The 20,943-nt window shown below is 42.8% G+C and carries 16 protein-coding genes and 2 pseudogenes; 7 read left to right on the top strand and 11 right to left on the bottom strand.

Annotated features, from left to right (window positions below; genetic code table 11):
- The first annotated feature begins 88 nt into the window (after nucleotides 1–88).
- Nucleotides 89–1,144, top strand: a complete 1,056-nt coding sequence (arsB, locus tag A3712_RS15090; protein ID WP_063524101.1) for an ACR3 family arsenite efflux transporter — start codon at nucleotides 89–91, stop codon at nucleotides 1,142–1,144.
- A gap of 92 nt (nucleotides 1,145–1,236) precedes the next feature.
- On the opposite strand, the pseudogene A3712_RS27410 reads toward arsB, so the two are convergent.
- Nucleotides 1,237–1,335, bottom strand: a pseudogene (locus tag A3712_RS27410) (LysR family transcriptional regulator); the annotation flags it as partial.
- 498 nt (nucleotides 1,336–1,833) lie between these two features.
- On the opposite strand from A3712_RS27410, the gene A3712_RS15080 reads away from it, so the two are divergent.
- The 4 genes from A3712_RS15080 to glpD all read left to right on the top strand — a co-directional run bounded on the left by A3712_RS15080 (nucleotide 1,834) and on the right by glpD (nucleotide 7,171).
- On the top strand, nucleotides 1,834–2,688 hold the full coding sequence (locus A3712_RS15080) for an MIP/aquaporin family protein (protein ID WP_063524099.1): 855 nt from the start codon (nucleotides 1,834–1,836) through the stop codon (nucleotides 2,686–2,688).
- A 59-nt stretch (nucleotides 2,689–2,747) separates the two neighbouring features.
- Nucleotides 2,748–4,268 carry a glycerol kinase GlpK gene (gene glpK / locus A3712_RS15075; RefSeq protein ID WP_063524098.1) on the top strand — a complete coding sequence of 507 codons (1,521 nt, stop codon included), beginning with the start codon at nucleotides 2,748–2,750 and terminating at the stop codon, nucleotides 4,266–4,268.
- 260 nt (nucleotides 4,269–4,528) lie between these two features.
- Nucleotides 4,529–5,323, top strand: coding sequence for a DeoR/GlpR family transcriptional regulator (locus A3712_RS15070; RefSeq protein ID WP_004740378.1), 795 nt, complete (start codon nucleotides 4,529–4,531; stop codon nucleotides 5,321–5,323).
- 288 nt (nucleotides 5,324–5,611) lie between these two features.
- Nucleotides 5,612–7,171 carry a glycerol-3-phosphate dehydrogenase gene (gene glpD / locus A3712_RS15065; RefSeq protein ID WP_063524097.1) on the top strand — a complete coding sequence of 520 codons (1,560 nt, stop codon included), beginning with the start codon at nucleotides 5,612–5,614 and terminating at the stop codon, nucleotides 7,169–7,171.
- A 181-nt stretch (nucleotides 7,172–7,352) separates the two neighbouring features.
- Here glpD and A3712_RS15060 read toward each other — a convergent pair whose 3' ends face one another.
- Both A3712_RS15060 and A3712_RS15055 read right to left on the bottom strand, forming a co-directional pair.
- Nucleotides 7,353–7,589 carry a YdcH family protein gene (locus tag A3712_RS15060; protein WP_004740376.1) on the bottom strand — a complete coding sequence of 79 codons (237 nt, stop codon included), beginning with the start codon at nucleotides 7,587–7,589 and terminating at the stop codon, nucleotides 7,353–7,355.
- A 399-nt stretch (nucleotides 7,590–7,988) separates the two neighbouring features.
- Nucleotides 7,989–8,375: a hypothetical protein gene (locus tag A3712_RS15055; RefSeq protein ID WP_063524096.1), complete on the bottom strand. Its 387-nt coding sequence runs from the start codon at nucleotides 8,373–8,375 to the stop codon at nucleotides 7,989–7,991.
- A 516-nt stretch (nucleotides 8,376–8,891) separates the two neighbouring features.
- Between A3712_RS15055 and nfsA the strand changes: the two genes are divergently transcribed.
- A complete protein-coding gene (gene nfsA / locus A3712_RS15050; protein ID WP_063524095.1) occupies nucleotides 8,892–9,614 on the top strand; it encodes an oxygen-insensitive NADPH nitroreductase in 723 nt (240 codons plus the stop codon).
- A gap of 105 nt (nucleotides 9,615–9,719) precedes the next feature.
- On the opposite strand, the gene A3712_RS15045 is transcribed toward nfsA, so the two are convergent.
- The 6 genes and pseudogenes from A3712_RS15045 to A3712_RS15020 form a co-directional block, all read right to left on the bottom strand.
- Complete coding sequence (locus tag A3712_RS15045) at nucleotides 9,720–11,249, bottom strand: phospholipase D family protein (protein ID WP_063524094.1); 1,530 nt, start codon at nucleotides 11,247–11,249, stop codon at nucleotides 9,720–9,722.
- A 206-nt stretch (nucleotides 11,250–11,455) separates the two neighbouring features.
- Nucleotides 11,456–11,818, bottom strand: a pseudogene (locus A3712_RS15040) (TetR/AcrR family transcriptional regulator); the annotation flags it as partial.
- Nucleotides 11,819–11,915: 97 nt separating this feature from the next.
- A complete protein-coding gene (locus A3712_RS15035; RefSeq protein ID WP_063524093.1) occupies nucleotides 11,916–13,196 on the bottom strand; it encodes a dicarboxylate/amino acid:cation symporter in 1,281 nt (426 codons plus the stop codon).
- A 165-nt stretch (nucleotides 13,197–13,361) separates the two neighbouring features.
- Nucleotides 13,362–14,510: an S-(hydroxymethyl)glutathione dehydrogenase/class III alcohol dehydrogenase gene (locus tag A3712_RS15030; protein ID WP_063524092.1), complete on the bottom strand. Its 1,149-nt coding sequence runs from the start codon at nucleotides 14,508–14,510 to the stop codon at nucleotides 13,362–13,364.
- Nucleotides 14,511–14,992: 482 nt separating this feature from the next.
- Nucleotides 14,993–15,991, bottom strand: a complete 999-nt coding sequence (locus tag A3712_RS15025) for a LacI family DNA-binding transcriptional regulator (RefSeq protein ID WP_063524091.1) — start codon at nucleotides 15,989–15,991, stop codon at nucleotides 14,993–14,995.
- Nucleotides 15,992–16,087: 96 nt separating this feature from the next.
- Complete coding sequence (locus A3712_RS15020) at nucleotides 16,088–17,527, bottom strand: 6-phospho-beta-glucosidase (protein ID WP_063524090.1); 1,440 nt, start codon at nucleotides 17,525–17,527, stop codon at nucleotides 16,088–16,090.
- A gap of 791 nt (nucleotides 17,528–18,318) precedes the next feature.
- Here A3712_RS15020 and A3712_RS15015 point away from each other — a divergent pair.
- Complete coding sequence (locus A3712_RS15015; protein ID WP_063524089.1) at nucleotides 18,319–19,071, top strand: hypothetical protein; 753 nt, start codon at nucleotides 18,319–18,321, stop codon at nucleotides 19,069–19,071.
- A 416-nt stretch (nucleotides 19,072–19,487) separates the two neighbouring features.
- Here A3712_RS15015 and A3712_RS15010 read toward each other — a convergent pair whose 3' ends face one another.
- Entirely contained in the window at nucleotides 19,488–20,303 is an 816-nt protein-coding gene (locus A3712_RS15010; protein WP_063524088.1) for a hypothetical protein, read from the bottom strand.
- A gap of 17 nt (nucleotides 20,304–20,320) precedes the next feature.
- Entirely contained in the window at nucleotides 20,321–20,737 is a 417-nt protein-coding gene (locus tag A3712_RS15005; RefSeq protein WP_063524087.1) for a CesT family type III secretion system chaperone, read from the bottom strand.
- Nucleotides 20,738–20,943 lie beyond the last annotated feature (206 nt).

Raw genomic sequence — 20,943 nt, 5'->3', positions numbered from 1 at the left:
GGCTTTGATAGCCTTTACTTTTAAGCGTTTTTTTTTTCATAACTAATCGTTTTTCGACGATTTACGATTTCAATAAAGAGAGATTACCATGAAACCAAAGTTAGGTTTTCTAGATCGCTACTTAACACTATGGATCTTCATCGCCATGGGCCTTGGTGTACTGCTGGGTACCCTATTCCCACAGATCGAACAGTGGAACGATTCAATGTCCGTTGGCACCACCAACATTCCACTTGCTATTGGTCTTATCTTAATGATGTATCCACCTCTGGCTAAGGTTAACTACAACCTGCTAGGCACCGTGGTAAAAGATAAGAAAGCCATCAAGCTCTCTTTGATCATGAACTGGTTTGTTGGCCCAATTCTAATGTTCGTATTGGCACTGACTTTCTTAGGTGATCACCCTGGTTACATGGTCGGCGTGATTCTAATTGGCCTTGCTCGTTGTGTGGCAATGGTTCTAGTTTGGAACGACATCGGTGGCGGTAACAAAGAATACGGTGCCGCGTTGGTTGCTCTGAACAGTGCGTTCCAAGTTGTTAGCTACAGCTTTATGGCGTGGTTGTTCATCAGCGTTCTTCCTCCAGTATTCGGTTACGAAGGCATGCTGGTTGATATCTCAATGATCGATATTGCACACAGCGTACTTATCTACCTAGGTATCCCATTCTTAGCAGGCTTCTTAAGCCGTAAGATCCTTGTGTCGATGAAAGGTGAACAATGGTACACCGACGTGTTCATTCCGCGCATTTCTCCAACGACGCTTATTGCACTACTAGCAACTATCGTTCTGATGTTCAGCCTGAAAGGTGAAATGATTGTTGAGCTGCCAATGGACGTTCTATTGATAGCTGTTCCACTGACTATCTACTTCACTGCGATGTTCTTCATCAGCTTCTTCATTGGTAAGAAGATGGGCATTGAATACGACAAGAACGCATCAATTGCATTTACAGCAACAGGTAACAACTTTGAACTAGCGATTGCGGTTGCAATCTCTGTATTCGGTATCAACTCAGATCAAGCATTTGCAGGCGTTATTGGGCCACTGATTGAAGTTCCAGTGCTGATTTACCTAGTGAACGTTGCACTTAAGATGAAAGACAAGTACTACAACGGTTTAGTAGTGAAATCTACGAACTAGAAATTCGTGTATCGCTTTAAACAGAAAGGCTCACAAAGTAATTAGTGAGCCTTTTCTTTATTCTAGTTCATCCAGTTTAAGTCTCATCCAGCTTATGTTTGGTGAAATAGGCCTTTCAATGCTTGTTCAAGCCATAGCAATACTGGCCCTTTCGAGCGTGTTTTAGATAAAATCAAGTCAACGGGAGGCGTTAAGAGACTACTTTGTAACACAAGGCAAAGTTAGCGCTCTCAATTAAGTCACCAATTCGCTCAAATATCACCACTGAGCGATAGACCAAGCGAATTGCCAGATTCAGTATGGATCTGGCATTTTTTAGTCATAACGTAAGAACATTCCTGTTTGTTAACGCTTTTCCAACATTTGAGAGCCCGGATAAGTCCACAAGATCCAAGTTTAATAAACCACCACTCTCGAATCATCATCACAAATCCAGCCATCAACTCCTCGTACCAGTTGTGCATCTGCTTACATACAGGTACTTTTAGCGACCTCACAAGACATACATTCGCGCAATAGCGTCCATAGAAGCTTCTTTTTCGAGCAAAAGTGTTCGGTTTAACATTTCAAGCCAGTTTAATTAACAATTCCATGCTCAAACGCTCATTTCTAATGCTCGTTTATTTTCGAGTTCGCAAATTTATGCACAATACGCGTGCTAGATAAGCAAAAATAACAAGGACTCGAACATGACAACAAACAAACAACCTTCTTTATTTGGGCAATGCCTCGCCGAATTTATCGGTACTGGCCTGCTCATCTTCTTTGGCGTTGGCTGTGTGGCTGCACTGGTATTGACAGGTGCAACATTCGGACAATGGGAAGTTAGTATCATCTGGGGCTTCGGCGTATCTATCGCAATTTACTGTACAGCTGGCGTTTCTGGCGCACACATAAACCCTGCAGTAACTATTGCGTTAGCCATGTTCCATGGATTTGATAAGGCGAAAGTTGTGCCTTACATCATCTCTCAATTACTTGGTGCCTTCTGCTCTGCAGCTTTGGTTTACAGCCTATACAGCAACTTGTTCACCGATTACGAAATTGCTCATAACTTTGTTCGTAGCAGCCAAGACGCACTATCAACTGCTGGTATCTTCTCGACTTACCCACATGCTTCACTCTCTTTCTTCGGCGCTTTTGCTGTGGAATTCGTGATTACTGCAGTATTGATGTTTGCCATTCTGGCACTGGGTGACGAAAACAATGGTGCATCACGCGGCCCAATGAACCCTCTACTGATCGGTATTCTTATCGCGGTAATTGGTGGCTCATTAGGTCCACTAACTGGCTTTGCGATGAACCCAGCACGTGACTTCGGACCAAAACTTTTCGCTTACTTTGCAGGTTGGGATTTTGCATTAACCGGTGCTCGTGATATTCCTTACTTCATCGTTCCAATTCTTGCTCCTATTGCTGGTGCGTGTTTTGGTGGCTGGTTGTACCCGCGTGTTATCGGTGCTCACCTACCAGTGGAAGGCCAAGGCTGCACAATTCCAAACCAATGTGGAACAGAGGAAGAAGCTGAACAAGCTCAAGCTTAACCCCCAAGCGACCTTAAATTTACTAAAATATAAATAACGGAACAAAAAGGATTCTTACCATGACCGAGCAAAAATACATTGTTGCCCTAGACCAAGGCACTACAAGCTCTCGCGCTGTAATCCTCGATCACGATGCAAACATCGTAAGCTCTTCTCAACGAGAATTTACTCAAATTTATCCAAAGGCTGGCTGGGTTGAGCATGATCCAATGGAAATCTGGGCGACTCAAAGCTCTACATTGGTTGAAGCTCTAGCAAAAGCAGGTATTCGCAGCGACGAGCTAGCGGGTATCGGTATCACTAACCAACGTGAAACCACTATCGTTTGGAACAAAGAGACTGGCAAACCGGTATACAACGCTATCGTATGGCAATGTCGTCGTACTGCAGAAATCTGTGAAGAACTTAAAGAACGCGGCCTAGAAGACTACGTACGTGACAATACAGGTTTAGTCCTTGACCCGTATTTCTCAGGTACAAAAGTAAAATGGATTCTAGACAACGTTGAAGGTGCTCGCGAAGACGCTGAAGCAGGTAAGTTACTGTTCGGTACGGTTGATACTTGGTTGGTTTGGAAGATGACTCAAGGCCGTGTACACGTTACGGATTACACTAACGCATCACGTACTATGTTGTTTAACATCAATGACCTATGCTGGGACAGCAAGCTACTAGACGAGATGGGTATTCCAGCATCTATGATGCCTGAAGTGAAACGCTCTTCTGAAGTTTACGGCCAAACGAACCTTGGTGGTAAAGGTGGTACTCGTATTCCAATCGCGGGTATTGCGGGTGACCAACAAGCAGCGCTTTACGGTCAAATGTGTGTTGAAGCTGGCCAAGCGAAAAACACATACGGCACGGGCTGTTTCCTACTGATGAACACAGGCCAAGAGAAAGTAACATCGAAGAACGGTCTATTAACGACATTAGCATGTGGTCCTAAAGGCGAACCAGCTTACGCACTTGAAGGTGCGGTATTCATGGGTGGCGCATCTATCCAATGGCTACGTGATGAAATGAAACTACTGGCTGGCGCAGAAGATTCTGAATACTTCGCAACTAAAGTCGATACGTCAAACGGTGTTTACGTTGTTCCTGCATTTACTGGTCTAGGCGCACCATACTGGGATGCTTACGCTCGCGGTACGATTGTTGGCCTAACTCGTGGTGTTAACTCTAACCACATCATCCGTGCAACACTGGAAGGTATTGCTTACCAAACTCGTGACGTACTGGATGCGATGCAAGCGGACTCTGGCATCAAGCTAGCAAACCTACGTGTTGATGGCGGTGCAGTAGCGAACAACTTCCTAATGCAGTTCCAATCAGACGTGCTAGATACAGAAGTTCACCGTCCTGAAGTAACTGAAGTAACGGCTCTGGGTGCAGCATACCTTGCTGGTCTGGCGGTTGGTTTCTGGGACAGCATCGATGAGCTTCAAGACAAAGCAGTACTAGACCGTACTTTCTTGCCACACCACGATGAAGAGAAACGTAACCGCCGTTACAAAGGTTGGAAACGTGCTATCAAGTGTGCACAAGTTTGGTCTGAACTGCACGATGACGACGAAGAGTAAAATCGAGCGTTCGAATAATCACTCTCTTTTCGATTGAATTGTTCGTTCCTCAGTAAACGAAACTAAAAAGAGCACTATTTTGTGCTCTTTTTTGCGTTTGGGGCCTTTTTTTCATGTTTTGATCAACGTTTTTGCGCTTTAGACATAATTCCTTACCATCATTACTTCTCTCTGAGTATCAATTCGAGCACAATAGCGCGACGTAATATTTAGAATTAGGTGCGCTAAAGTATTGCAGCGCGCAGGGAGTGGTAAGTTAAGTGAAGCAAATACCAAGACACCAGCAGATTGTAGACCTGGTAAAAACACAAGGATATGTGAGCACCGAAGAGCTCGTAGAGAAGTTCGATGTTAGCCCACAAACCATCAGACGAGATCTCAATGAGCTGGCTGATAGCAATAAAATCCGTCGCTATCATGGTGGTGCTACTATTCCTCTTAGCTCAGAAAACACCTCTTACAACACGCGTAAAGCGCTTAACTTCAATGAAAAAGATGTGATTGCCGACGAGCTGGTAAAACACATTCCAGATGGTGCAACCTTGTTCGTTGATATCGGCACCACACCAGAATCCGTGGCACGCGCGCTGAACAAAAACCACAAACAACTCAGAGTCGTGACTAACAACATCAACGTTGCCAGTATCCTTTTACCAAACCCAGAGATAAAAGTTATCTTGGCAGGTGGTGAAGTAAGAAACCGTGATGGTGGCATCGTGGGTGAAGCAACACTCGATTTCGTAAAGCAGTTCCGCCTCGACTTCGGCATTCTAGGGATCAGCGGTATCGACTTTGACGGCTCACTGCTTGATTTTGACTACCATGAAGTTCGAGTGAAGCAAGCCATCATTGAAAACAGCCGTAGCATCTTCCTGGCAGTCGACCACAGTAAGTTTGGTCGTAACGCAATGGTGAAGCTGGGTAACATCTCTCAAGCACACATGGTATTCACGAATAAACAACCACCAGAAGAGATCCTGAACATCCTCAAGGATTCATCGATCCCACTAGAAGTGATCGAGACTGCTTCTCAACCACTAGCGTCGGACGAATAAAAAAACGCTCAGAAATCATGTTCATTAGAAGAGCTCACCATTGATAGATCACTCTGTCGATAATAGGCTCTTTTGTTACTTAGAAAGTCGTACTTGAACATGATCAGTATCACTTCTATGCTCGAATAAAAGTTATTTGGAACCTTCGCTGTCATAAACGAAGGTTTTTTTATGTGCAAATCACATAAAACGCGCATAAACGAAAATAATAAATGACCGAAAACGAAAGTTAATATAGGATTAAACTATGTTCTAAAATGCTCGTTCGCTCAGAAAGAGGTCAAAACCATGAGTGCTCAACAAACTAATTCAAACAATAGTACATCTTCAACTCTAGACTTAATCGTTATTGGCGGCGGCATCAATGGTGCGGGTATCGCGGCAGATGCTGCTGGTCGTGGTCTAAACGTTGGTTTATACGAAGCAAATGATTTCGCCTCTGCGACGTCTTCTGCAAGTTCAAAGCTAATCCACGGTGGCTTACGTTACCTTGAACATTACGAGTTTCGTTTAGTTTCAGAAGCACTCGCAGAACGTGAAGTGTTGCTGAGAAAAGCACCTCATGTTGCACAACCAATGCGTTTCCGTTTACCGCACCGTCCATTTTTACGCCCAGCTTGGATGATTCGCTGTGGCTTGTTCCTTTACGACAACTTGGGCAAACGTACGACTCTTCCTGGAAGTAAAACGGTGAACTTGGCTCAATCAGGTTTGCTGAAACCAGAAATGAAAACAGGTTTCGAATACTCAGACTGCTGGGTAGATGATGCGCGTATGGTATTACTGAACGTGTTGGCAGCGAAAGAAAACAACGCAGAAGTACGCAACTACTGCCGAGTTGAAAAAGCACACCGTGAAGGCGACATTTGGCATGTAACTATTCTTGATGTGATGACAAACCAACGTTTTGAGCGCAAAGCGAAAGCGTTGGTCAACGCAGCTGGCCCTTGGGTGAAACAGTTCTTTGATGATGGTTTGGAGCAAACATCACCGCGTAATATTCGCCTAATCAAAGGCTCACACATTGTGGTCCCGCGTGTTCATGACGAACCACAATCATACATTCTACAAAATAAAGATAACCGCATCGTGTTCATGATCCCTTACTTAGATAAGTTCTCACTCATCGGTACAACCGATCTTGAATACAAAGGCGATCCTCGCGAAGTAGCTATCGACGATGTAGAAGTTGATTACTTAATTGATATTGTAAACCAGCATTTTGTTAAGCAACTAGAGCGTGACGATGTAGTGTGGACTTTCAGTGGCGTGAGACCGCTTTGCGATGATGAATCTGACTCACCACAAGCAATAACCCGTGACTACACATTAGAATTAGATGCTGAATTTGACCAAGCGCCACTGCTTTCTATTTTCGGTGGCAAACTAACCACTTATCGTAAGCTCGGTGAAGCAGCTGTAAACAAGCTAGAACCTTACCTGAAACATATGGGGGCACCTTGGACAGCTAACGACACGCTACCGGGTGGTAACTTCAGCTGCAGCCGCGAACAGCTTGCCACAATGATGCACACGAAATACCCTTGGGCATCAGAAGCACTGCTGCTTCGTTACGTGACCCAATTTGGCACTTACACATGGCATCTACTTGAAGGCGCTACGTGTGAATCGGACCTTGGTATCCAGTTCTCAAGCGAAGCACACGGTGTTTACCAAGCTGAGATTGATTACTTGATCAACCAAGAGATGGCAATGACAGAAGAAGACATCTTATGGCGCAGAACCAAGCTTGGCTTGTACATGAGCGAATCTGAGCAACAAGCATTGTCTGACTACTTAAAAGAGAAGCTACAACGTAAAGTGGTAAGCTTTTCTCAAGTAGGCTAATACCAGCCAACAAGCACATTTCAAAAACCTGATTAATAACCAAGCTTAGCGTCCCCCGCGCTAAGCTTTTTTATTACCAGGTAATCAAACCACACCCAATCACTTGAGCAAGCGCCATCTCTTACAAACAAAAAAACTCCCGAAGGAGTTTTTATTGTCGATATCTAAAAGCTGTCGTCCATTAGCTGTTCAAGCGAGCATATAACGCATCTTTCAGCACAGAACGGTCGTGCTTCAGTTGGTGCATTGAGCCATCATCAATGGGTGAATCTTTCAGCTCAAGTTTACGAATCTCTTTATCAAGGTTGTCGTATGTCTTCATGTCTGTTGCAAAGCCATCATCAGTTTTAGCAAGCTCAGCAATTTTGTCTTTCATTTCAGGAAATTCGTGAACAAGAGAGTGATTTTCACCTAGCATAGAAACCTCTTCGGTTGATTAAAGTGATTGGTATTACATGTTCATCATTAAGCTTAGCAAGGGACTCAAATAACAAATGAGATCCAGTACACAGCATAGAATATAGACAATTTAGACTCACAAATTTACAACATCCCCCTACAAAATCGAGGGTGTTAAATTGAATTGTCTCAGTAACGATATACTTTTCCCTCATATTTCATATTGGTCTCTCCAGTCTACAAGCACAGAGCGTGCTCGAATACACCAAAGCGTATCAGCGTCAGCATTCGTTGATAATCCACAATATAGTCGAATCAGTTGTTAAATTTTAAATAAAATACCCTCACCAGAAGGAAAGGGTATTAATGTGCTATTGATAAAAGCGATGCTTTATCTCAATGTGAAATAATTAGCAGCCTACTGTTTAGATTCATATAAGTCTGTTGGAATTTCCGTCTCACAGCGCTCAAGGTCATAATCTTGGGTCGTGCCACTGTTACCTTGGAATCTCATTCTCACGATCATGCCTCTATCAACAAACCAACGAAGATCTTGGCAAGAATAACGGTAGCTCAACTCCGAAATGTGTGCAGTTGACCATCGAGAATCTCTCGGCAGTGACTCAACGTAATAGATCACACCATTTTCTGTAATCGTCATTCCTTTTATATCGCTTAGGTGTTCAATAGCGGTATCAATTGTTTCTTGATCTGCTGTTGGTTGTAACTCTTCAATTGGAACACTCAAACAACCAGAAAGAGCCGTTGCTGACAGACAAGCCAAAATAATAGATTTTAAATTCATTTTAATTCTCATTCAATTACATCGTCAAAATAACGCTAGAACGAGATTCTATTCACAAGATAAATAAATGTGTATTGGTATATCTACTAATTTATAATAAATGTGATGCAGAGTTCTAATTCACTCAATTTGGGGCTTTCTAAAAGAAGAAAATGACTCGTAACCCACTCTTAGAAATATCAGTGTCTACATAAAAGCTAAATACTTTGACGACATATCAATGTGTTACTATTGAATCTGTGCGGCGCTTGCTCTATTGAAGCGTTCATTTTTCACTACAGCTAGCGATATCAACAAAGGCCAGAGGGAATTGCTCAACTGGCACATGAAAATATGCCCACATAGCGGTCGCCCGCGTATGTGCATTATAATCGACACATATACAGCCAGTCTTTGAACGCAAAAAAGATCCAAGTTCAAAAACAAATGCGTTACGGAGTTAAAGGTTTACCCCACTAAAAAATGTCGTTATGGTGATTTGTAATACATCATCAAAACAAGGACAGTCAGAGCGCTATGAATAGTACGATTGAGACCATCTTGGAGCATCGCTCCATTCGTCAGTATACCGATCAACCAATAGAGAAAGAGCACCTCGATTTAATTGTCCAGGCAGGTCTCGCTGCGTCATCATCAAGCTTACTGCAGGCTGTTTCTATCATCAGAGTAACAGACAAAGACAAGCGTAAACTGCTAGCGGAATACGCTGGCAACCAGTCTTATGTGGAAAGTGCCGCTGAGTTTTTAGTGTTCTGTATCGACTATCAACGCCACGCCCAGATTAACCCTGAAGTAAAAACCGACTTTACTGAGCTTACCCTGATTGGCGCCGTCGATTCTGGCATTATGGCGCAAAACTGTATGCTAGCAGCGGAGTCATTGGGATTAGGTGGCGTATACATTGGTGGCTTACGTAACAGCGCTCAACAGGTTGATGAGCTATTAGAACTTCCACAGCACACAGCCGTGCTATTTGGTATATGTTTAGGTCATCCTGCACAGCAACCAGAGATAAAACCCCGACTTCCAGCTCATGTGGTGATGCACGAAAACCAATACCATCCATTAAGCCTAGATGAAATCGCTAGCTATGATGATTCAATGCAGAGCTACTACGCCAACCGCTCAAGTAACCAAAAGCAAAGCAGTTGGTCACAACAGATCACACAGAAACTCTCTGGTGAATCTCGCCCACATATTTTGCCGTACTTGAACAGTAAACAACTGACTAAGAGGTAGCGTTCAAAACCTAACTCAGATAAACAAGCTAAGTTTCAATCACCACAAACAAAAATGTCAGCGCATTACGCGCTGACATTTTTCCTTATTCTGAGGTCCACTCTCTTAAAGATATTTCTCTATCGGGAGAAGCTGTAGGAAGCCTGATTGCATGCGTTCCCATTTGCCGGTTTCTGGTTCGCTGTCCCAACGTTGCTCACCTGAGTACCAATACACATCAGCGTCTTCAAGCTCCAAACGCCAACTGTTGTATCCGCTCATAGCCTGTTCGATAGTTTCAGCTAGCGTTTCAGCAATTGCTTTGTTTTCGATGATTAACACCGACTCCGTATTTAAGTATGTCGAGCGTAGGTTGAAGTTGAATGAGCCAATACTCGCAATACTGCGGTCAAATACAACAGATTTAGCATGCAGACCATAAGCTGTCTCAGGTGCACATTTAGACACGTCTTGGGTAGATGCTTCACACAACTTAGAATCTGGTTTTAGTTCAAACAGGTCGATGCCATGCTCTAACATATCGTAGCGTCTGCCCGCGTAAGCAGAGTGGTTAGTAACCAAGTCATTTGACGCCATTGAGTTGGTCAATGCTTTTATCTCAACGCCTTCGTTATTCAACGTTTGCCACTCTTCTAATTGGCCATCATCAAATACCAAGTAAGCCGACTCAAGCAAGATCTCTTGTTTCGACTCACTCGCTAGTTGTCCCAATAGAACTGCCGTTGCTTTTGGTTCATCAGTATTGTCTGAATCAACAGGCACAGGGCGATCGTAAGCGAAACGAGCCTTCACCCAAGTCATCTCATCAAGAGCCTTCTTCAGTAAGCTATCTGCTGCTTCACGATTTAATGGTAAATCTGGGTAGTTTTTGTATTGCGGAACAGTTATGTCGTCAATCTTTGAAAGATCCGGTTGCTCTTCGTCACCCAACATAGTGACAGGATAAGACCAACGGCTGTCCCAATACTCAATAAAGCTGGTTTGAATAGTGGTAACGACGGTACCCATCACCAATACATCACGATCGCGGAAGTTGATCTCGTCAGAAAGATCGAAGTACTCATCACCAATATTACGCCCACCCACCACAGACAAAGTACCATCTACAGTGAACGATTTATTGTGCATGCGGCGGTTTAAACGAGAGAAATTACCAAGGAAGCTCAACCACTTACTGAAACCACGGCGCGTTGGTGTTGGGTTGAAAATTCGGATCTCTACATTCGGGTGAGCGTCGAGTGCTGATAATAGCCCTTCACGCTCATTGAGGTTGATGTCATCCAGCATCACTCGAACCTTAACACCACGATCAGCAGCGGCTAGCAAGCGGCTAGCGAGATACTTGCCCGATTTGTCCGAGTTCCAGATGTAGTATTGAATATCGATGGTGTGCTCTGCACTTTCAACTAGTGCCAAGCGCTGAGCTAAAGCGTCCCAACCGGATTCTTGTAAACGAACGGCCGTCGTCGCCTGCTCTGATGCGGGCTGATATTCATCCACCAAAACCGATAAAGCGCTTGGTCCGTAAGAGGGGTATGGTTCTGCCGGGTGATCGATGCCTTCAGGTAATGAAGAACAGCCACCGAGTACAGCGACGAGTAATAAGGTTAAGCTGATGCGTTGAAGCACAGGCATGTGTTTGACTTCCTTTTCACAATGAGGTCTTTGAATTGGCCTCGACAACTTTTCAACGACCAAGTTGTGCGAGGCTACTCATTGATTATTACTGCTAAATCCAGAAATTTATAGGTAATTATCCAGTATAAGTAAAACTTAGCGACGTCATCATGAGGAACACAGTACCAAATTCACCTATTCAGGCATCAATACTGACTAAAAGGTCATGATGCTTTCAGTTGTTCGATACTCAGACAATATAGGCCCAAAGGCTTTCTCACCATCTCAACCGTAATCTAAGTTCTATCCGGGTTACAGTTCAATGCAAGTACACAGCCATGTAAATAGTCTACTAGCAAATGAAGAGTATCTTCGGATTGCTCTAATGCGAGATTCAACGGGTTCACTACCGCTTCAAAGCGCTCACTAAATACCTCAACGGGCCCAAGCAATTTCATCGTCAGCAAAGTTTCTAATAGCCCACGGTAGTCGTTCAACACCGACAGATAGCTCACGCTAAGCTGGTAAAGGATCTCTTGCCACACTTGATTTTGCTAAGGCTGTCCCACTTCACTTACCAATGAGATGACGAAAATCGTTTAGTCACTGACTGCACACATTAACAAACAACAAAAAGCCCGTTCAGAACACCTGAACGGGCTTTTTCATTGAACTTAATACTCTCTAAGCTACAGACTCGCTCAGTGCAGGTTCAAGCACTGTCTTTTGTTGTTTCTGCCATTTATCCACGACCAGTGCAGCAATCATGTCACCTTCTACATTAACTGCCGTACGGAATGTATCTAACGGGCGTTCAATAATAAGCAGAATCGCGATCGCTTCCAGTGGTATACCTGCGGCCAATAACACCAACTGCATGCCAGACATAGATCCAGATGGCATACCAGGAGCCCCCACTGAAGAGACCATCGCCATAATGAAGATCATCACCAAGCCAGAAGTCGTGAGGTCCACACCAAACAGTTGAGCCAAGAAGATTGCCGCAACACCTTCGAAAAGTGCCGTACCATCCATATTCATCACTGCGCCAAGTGGTAACACCATGCTACTTGTAGTTTGCGATACGCCCAGCTTTTCTTCTGCGCTCTTCATTGCCAGCGGCAAGGTAGCAGAGCTTGAAGACGTTGCGAACGCCATCGCCATTGGTGCAGAGATGCCTTTGAACAGCGTACTAATACGAATCCCAGTCATCACCTTGGCAATAGTCGGCAGGACAATCGCTCCGTGGATCAAAGTCAACACAAACACGAGCAAAGCGAACTGTGCCAATTGCTCAAACAGTGACTCGCCACCACGAACGGTAAAATCAAGGACAATGGCGAAAACCGCCAACGGAGCTAAACGAATAATCCAACCAACAATGGTATTGATGCTCTTATTTAAGCCATTCAGTACCTCAAAAATCGGGTGTTTTTCTGGCAATGAAGAAAGCAAAGCAATACCGAGCATGAATGAGAACACGACAATCGCGAGCAAGTTACCGTTAGTTAACGCCGCTACTGGGTTAACTAAAGCCATACTAAAAAGCTTGCTAGCAATCGCAACTCCACCTGCCGCATCTTCGCTTATGAGCTGAACATCGTCTCCAATCATAGCAACGCTGGTTAAAGGCTCCCAAGCAGGCAAAAGCAGTGAAGCTCCCAAGCCCAAAGAGATGGCTATCAGCGTCGTGAAGCTATAGAAAAGTACTGTGTTACGGCCAATTTGCTTCAATCGAGTTATCGAACCAATGCTGGTTATACCTTGCAATAACGAGAATAAAACCACTAAGCCAACGACCATTTTTAGCAAGCCGATATAGGTAGTTTTGCCAAGCATTAAGAACTGATACCACCCCGTTTGGGTAATACCTGTGGTTGAAGCAATAAGTTGTGCAAAAAGCCATGCAAGCAAAGCAGCTAACATTAACTGTAGAGGTAGAGAGTGGCGAAGTTTAGTTAACATAAGTACGGTTCCAGTAACCCTGTAGGACAGTTCAGATAACTTTATAAAGGGAAGACACCTTAAATAAAAAATATGCCTTGGTAAAGCGTGCCTAATAAAAAATAAAGTCCGTTAGATTTGCTCTAACGGACTTTAAGAAAATCAGATAAGGTTTAGGACTTAAGGCTATTTATCCATGTGTAGAACAGTACGGATAGACTCACCTTTGTGCATTAGTTCGAATGCTTCGTTTACGTCTTCAAGACCCATAGTGTGAGTGATGAACTCTTGTAGTCCGAACTCACCCGCCATGTAACGGTTTACGATCTCTGGTAGTTCAGAGCGGCCTTTAACACCACCGAAAGCAGAACCACGCCATACACGACCTGTTACTAGTTGGAATGGACGAGTTGAGATCTCTTGACCTGCGCCTGCAACACCGATGATTACAGACTCGCCCCAACCTTTGTGACAACATTCAAGAGCTTGACGCATCACGTTTACGTTACCGATACACTCGAATGAGTAATCAACGCCACCGTCTGTCATCTCAACGATAACGTCTTGGATTGGCTTGTCGAATTTCATTGGGTTAATGCAGTCAGTAGCGCCAAGTTGTTTTGCTAGCTCGAATTTGCTCTCGTTGATATCAACACCGATGATTTTGCTTGCACCCGCCATACGAGCACCGATGATTGCAGAAAGACCGATACCGCCTAGGCCGAATACAGCAACTGTGTCGCCTTTTTCAACTTTAGCTGTGTTTAGTACCGCACCCATACCAGTGGTTACGCCACAGCCTAGAAGACAAACTTCCTCAAGAGGTGCTTCTTTGTTTACTTTCGCTAGTGAGATTTCTGGAAGTACAGTGTACTCAGAGAAAGTAGAACAACCCATGTAGTGGAAAATTGGCTCACCATTGATAGAGAAACGGCTTGTGCCGTCTGGCATTAGACCTTTACCTTGAGTTTCGCGAACCGCTTGGCAAAGATTAGTTTTGCCAGACTTACAGAATTTACATTCGCCACACTCTGCTGTGTAAAGTGGGATAACGTGGTCGCCAACTTCAACGCTTGTTACGCCTTCGCCAACCATTTCAACGATACCGCCACCTTCGTGACCAAGGATAGAAGGGAAGATACCTTCTGGATCGTCACCTGAAAGAGTGAATGCGTCAGTGTGACAAACACCAGTAGCAACGATACGAACAAGTACTTCGCCAGCCTTTGGCAGTTCAACATCAACCGTTTCACGCTTTAGTGGCTCACCAGCTTTCCAAGCAACCATTGCTTTAGATTGGATATGAGTTTGACCAGGTTTGATTTCGATAGTCATGTGATATTTCCTATATTAGTCAGTCAACGTTGAGCTTGTTTGCTATCACTCTCTCGTTTTGTTGAGGCTAGTATAGGTGTGATCATTCAATTTGATAATCCTATATTTTTGAGAATAATTATTACAGATTGGTAATAATAGATAGTAAAATTCAATTCGTCTAATGGAAAAAAGGTTTGGCCTCGGCTAAATAAAGCTCTCCAGCCAACACCTTCTATTTATCTGTTTTCGCATTATTTACCTATCATCACACTACCTACCCAGTAATAGTCAATACATCGGCAAAAAAATGCAATATCGCATATCTTTTCCTCCCACAATAAGAGCGGCTTTAAGAGGCTTGCTGAGATGCGCTTCCTCTCACGATTTGTAGTGAACGACCCATTGCAATTCATGCACAACAAACGACACATATAAATGACACCAATAAAAAAGCCTTTGCTATTAAGCAAAGGCCAGTTGAAATTGATGTAGTATATCGTTTAGGTAAGCTGAGCAACTGAGTCTCGAATTACAAGACTACCAGTGGTGTCGATGGCATCTGCTTGTTTCGAACCTCCAACGATTTGTAGAATCGCTTTTTGCGTCATTTGCTCTAATGGAACGCTCACAGAGGTTAAGCTTGGTGTGAGGAACTCGCCCACTTTGCTATTATCAAAGCCGACGATAGAAATATCTTGAGGTAATGAATATCCCAGCTCAGTTAACGCCTTAATCGCACCAATCGCCATGTCATCGTTTTCAGAAAGAATCGCAGTGAAACTTACTTTACTTGCCATTAAAGCTTGCGCGGCACCGTAGCCACTCTCCATCGTCCAGTCGCCTTGAGCAACGTTAGATTGGTTTAGCTCAATATCATGCTTAGTGAGCACATCTTGATACGCTTGATAACGCTGTTCATCGGTCGACGAGCCAGCTTTACCACGAATCACCGCAATCTCTGTATGTCCCTGCTCTATGATGTGTTCAACCATCAAACAAGCACTTTGATAATGATCGGTAGTGATCGCATGCTCAGGCTTCGAAGGCATTTCACGGTTAAGTACAAGAATGGGAGTGTCAGTGTTCTCAATAATCTGCGCGATTTCAGATTCACTCAAGCATTGCGGGTAAATGATGATCCCGGCGCACTTCATATCGAGTAAAAAGTTAATGGCTTTGCGCTCGTCCTCAGCACTGTGTTTACCATCGGTAATCACCAACTGATGATTGGATTTTTCACTGTAAGAAGCGGCGTGATACATCAAAGATGAAAAGTAAGGACCGTTGAAAAGCTCGTTGGTAATGACAAAGCCGATAAAGTTGGTCTTCTTGGTCGCCAATTGCTGAGCTAACAGGTTTGGTCGATAGCCCGTTTCTTGAATCGCATCAAAGACCTTCTTGGCAACGTCAGGCCTTACGATGTTCTTGCCGTTCAGCACGCGAGAGACCGTCGATTTCGAGACGCCAGCGCGATTCGCGACATCAAGCATTGTGACCATTCACTTACCCTTCTATAAAAAATTAGCCGACCTAAGCCAGCTAATTGTATTGCTTAGTGAAACGGCAACGCTCGCTGCCGTTTAATTGTAGGCATTCTAAATAGAGGCACCATTAGATGCAATCACGCCTTTGTACCACTCAAAAGACTTCTTGCGCTTACGCTCTAGTGTTCCTGACTGGTCGTTGTGTTTGTCTACATAAATGAAACCGTAACGTTTTTTCATCTCACCTGTGGTGAACGACACCAAATCGATACAGCCCCAAGGGGTGTAGCCCATGAGATCAACTCCATCAATCGCAACGGCTTTTTTCATCTCTTTGATGTGATCGCCAAGGTAAGCAATACGATAGTCATCATTAATGCTGCCATCTTCTTCGATGGTATCGACCGCACCAAAACCATTCTCAACGATGAACAGTGGCACTTCATAGCGCTCATAAAGAGACGCTAAGCAGTAACGCAGGCCTGTTGGGTCAATCGGCCAGCCCCAATCGCTCGACTTGATGAACGGGTTCTCGACCGAATTTTCATGACCACCGTCCATTACTTCTTCAGTCGACTGATGCGAAGAAGAATCCAAAGTATTCGACATGTAGTAGCTAAAGCCAAGATAGTCCGCTTTGCCTTCTTTCAAGATTTGCTCATCTTCAGGCAGCATTTCGATATTAAAGCCTTTAATAGCCCAATCACGCTTGGCGTAACTTGGGTAGTGACCACGAACCATGACATCAGAGAAGAAGTAACGATCACGCATCGCTTGCTGCGCCACCATGATGTCTTCTGGCTTTGAAGATCGAGGGTAGAAAGGCACCATCGCACACATTGCACCAATCTGAAGATCTGGGTTGATCTCATGACCTTTCTTCACCACCAATGCGCTTGCAACAAACTGATGGTGAACTGCTTGGTACATCGCTTCTTGCGGCTTTTCGCACTGTGGAAACTTCACGCCAGAGCATAACCATCCGAAGATGTCCGCTGAGGTGTTCATCTGGTTATTGATCTCGTTAAACGTCATCCAGTACTTCACTTTGTGCTGATAACGCTCCATCACAGTGGTTGAGTACTTAACGAAGAAATCGATCACTTTACGGTTCATCCAGCCACCGTATTCTTTCGCTAGATGGTAAGGCATTTCAAAGTGGCTCAGCGTTACAACTGGCTGGATATCGTATTTCAGAAGCTCATCAAACAGGTCATCGTAAAATTTTAAGCCCGCTTCACATGGCTCAGCTTCATCACCATTCGGGAAAATACGCGTCCACGCGATACTAGTGCGGAAACACTTAAAGCCCATCTCAGCAAATAACTTAATGTCTTCTTTGTAGCGATGGTAGAAATCAACCGCTACTTGGTTTGGGTAGTTTTCACCATCGATTACACCATCGGTGATTCGACGTTGTACACCATGAGCGCCTGCCGTTAATACGTCAACCACGCTCACACCTTTACCATTGGCATCCCAGCCGCCTTCTAGCTGATGTGCCGCAACCGCGCCACCCCATAAAAAATCGTTTGGAAATTCGTTGTTCATACCATCACTCGCTACAAGTTATTCGCTAGAATATAGATAGGTTTAAGGTAACAAACTTAAAAGCTGCAACTCTGAAACCAATTTCAAGATACAATAAAGATACATTCTGAAACCGGTTTCAACAACTGTTTTTGATCTTTTTTTGATCACAAAGTTAATCTAAGGGAAGTGCTCATGATTTACAGCTAACGTTCAAAAACGCCAACAGTGAAGGCAGAAAGCTAACTCGGTACATCACTAAACCCTATTAAGTTATCTGCCTAGATTTTTACCCCATAGAGGGCAAAGAGAAGGATGGTCAGATTCCAAGCCATTGTTTTTTTTGCTATTAATTTGGATAAATCTAAGGTCTTGGTACCAGGTTTGATTCAAATACTCTTTTGGAAGGAACGTAAAGTGAAACAGATAAACGCAGCAAAAAACGATGTGATAAAAGATATTTGGTGAGACCGATACAATGACAAAGAGCTAAACAAGCTTACAAGGTTTAGTATGCTTGAAACTCATATACTATTTGAAAGTCATTCACTTTTTAGACAATTTGAGCAAGAAGCTCACAACATCACAAAAATTTGAAATTTTATTAAAAAGGCAGGATTAACCTACTTTGTAAGTTCTGGTGAACAAGGTGTAGTCAAATTCATTACTACTTTTATTAACAAACTTGAAATTAAATTCTTTTTTTATTGCTGAAAACAATTGCAATTTTGGTATTTTTATAAAAAACACCATGCAAAATAATCATTAATCAATAGAATCAAGCTCTTGTAAATTTAGGTTTTTATATCATTATGAAAAATAAAAAAATATCACTATTCGGGCTCTCAGCGATTCTTTTAACACTGAATGTTTCAGCCGAGGAATGTAATTTCTCCACATTGATTGGAGAACTTAGCCAAGCGAGAGAGCATCAGTCTTTCTCCCAATATTTTTCTCCCGTTATTCTGCACGAATTTAGGCTAGCAAAATATAGAGAACATAATGCTGTTGAGTTATTACAACAAGGACTAAACGGTGAAGGCCACCCTGATTTTGGCAAGTTATTAAAACAAGTAATGATGGGACATATAGTTCGTATTACCCAAGATAAAACATTGTTAAACAACTTCAATATTGATTCAGTTTCAGCCTCTGCAGATAGATTCAAAGGTAACATTCGAGAGTTATCTAACCTTAGTGACTATGATTTTTTCAACCAATATTTAACTAACTCATACGGCAGCACCACTCTTCACTACGACTTTTTCAAAGAAGCGATGATTTCTTTATCTGAGAACATTGATCCAACCAATGCTCACTCATGCTCTTATGAAGTAAAAACGAACAAAAATAGAGCTAATTTTGTACAAGATATTTCATTTAATATGGACAATGATCTCCTCGTCTCACCCTCACCTCTAGTTGCCATGTTTGACTACAAGGCTGGTGCATATACGAATGAAGAGTACGTCGATACAAGTAATGGGGTGGATTTTTATGGAATGCCGGCAAAATTATATCCCGAAGGCGTTGAATGGTGGCTGCTTGATGAAGACGCTAAATAGAACATCCTTTTTATATCGTCATACTTCTTTATAACAAACACTGTAACGTTGCTTGTTGAGTATAGACCTACATAGGAAATGTTCTTATCGCCTCGTTTGCAACTAAACGAGGCTTTATTTTTTAATTGGTACCCTTGAAAACATCACGTTATTTATACGTTTTTATGAACGTATTCAAGCAATGCGACTGTGGCGATCCAAGCAAAAAAGTAAAGATGAAAAAAGCTACTGATAAACTAAGCCTACTCTATATTTAACACTTCTTGCGACTATTGTGTTTATTGAGTATCCATTTATCTCCGTACAGATACTTCGAGATGGTACGTATCAATCTAAGATTCAAATATAAAAGCAAATAGGCCACTCATTATCGAGCAGCCTATATATTTTTAAGGCCCTGCTATAGGCTTGTTTAGTTAGGAGTAAATGCCATTGATAACATTTTTTTCATAAATGCCTTTCGCTCTCGCGTAGGAAATATTTGCTACTGCACCGAAAAGTTCTTGTGTTGGTTCCTTTGCTAGTTCCAACCAATCTTTTTCACTACCGAAGAGACCAGCCGCAAAGTACAGGTATTGCGCTGCTTCCTCGACTGTTTCTGGTTCTCGCATCGCGGGATTCTTACGATATTCGTCAGCTCCAACTTCATTGGCTTTTTCAAGCTTCTCTTTAAACGCTTTTTTTTGGATGCTGTTAAAGCTGTTATCTTGCTTATCAATGGCCTGCATTGTCCAACTTTTGACGTCTTTTACCATACTTTGTAGACAGAAGGTTTCACTATCAGCAGAGTCTCTTGATGTGTGTGCCTTCAGAAACTGATAAAGGTTTTTGTTGTCTATGTCAGTTCCAGTAATTCCTCCAGAAGGTTTACGTGAAAAGCCTTTAGAGTTCGATAAGATGTCTTTCAGGTTCTCATCCGCCTCTACTTTAATCATAAGCACACCAAGCTTCTCGAATGTATTCTCAAATGCTGAGTTCATGAGAGCTCTTTCTCCTCCTCGCCCTGCTTCAACCAAACTCACCAAATCGCTAACTAAATCGTGTTTTTGCGTTCGTCGGAGCTCTTTCTGCGACATTACAGATAGATCCGGTGTTCTGGCTAGGAGAGTCGCATTTGATGAAGTTTCCGCATTTTTTACTGACTTATCACCGATTTTTGCGTCTGTTTGCGTGGTTGTTTCTTGCTGAATATTTCTGCTATTTACTGCATTAGAATTGATATTTAACGGCATTCTTGACCACCTTTACTCTATGCTTTGATTGCTGTTGAAAATAAGTTATTCATTTGTGGTTCAGGCACTGGTTCTCGTGTTGCCTTTATTGAAGCCTGGGCATACCCCTCACTGAGGTTGAACGCCTGTTGATAGATTGTATTTATATCCAAATGTTCGAAGGGTTGTCGATTCCACATCACCCACGCATAAGCATCTTGTGACCACCCAATCGATGGTTTGTATAAGTTATTACTGTATATCTCTATTTGATGGTAATTCTCAATATAGTGATCAGGTAGAGTGCTAAACATCAATAAATGACCAGCTGGGAGTTGAGTAATGTTAATTTCTTGCTCTTCAATAATGAAGGTAAAAACATCTTTTTCCTCTGTCGGGTGGGGTAGACCGACTTTTTCACAAAATAATGCTACAACATTCAAAAGTGAATCCATAATTTAGGTCCCTTTTTCTATAAAATTACATTAATCTTATATAGAAAAAGAAGAAATAAATATCACTTACGGACTTGTTTTTTTATATTTTCGTCTGATACTTTTGACACATTCAATTGTTGAAACATCAATAATGGTGTGTTTTTTAATTTTAAAGCATAATTATTTATTTTAATTTTACATCATTAGATACAATTTTTAGAAAA

The organism is Vibrio sp. HI00D65 (assembly GCF_001635455.1).
Taxonomy (GTDB): Bacteria; Pseudomonadota; Gammaproteobacteria; order Enterobacterales; family Vibrionaceae; genus Vibrio.
Note: the sequence above shows the minus strand (reverse complement) of the source record. Positions and strands in the feature narration are given on the sequence as shown.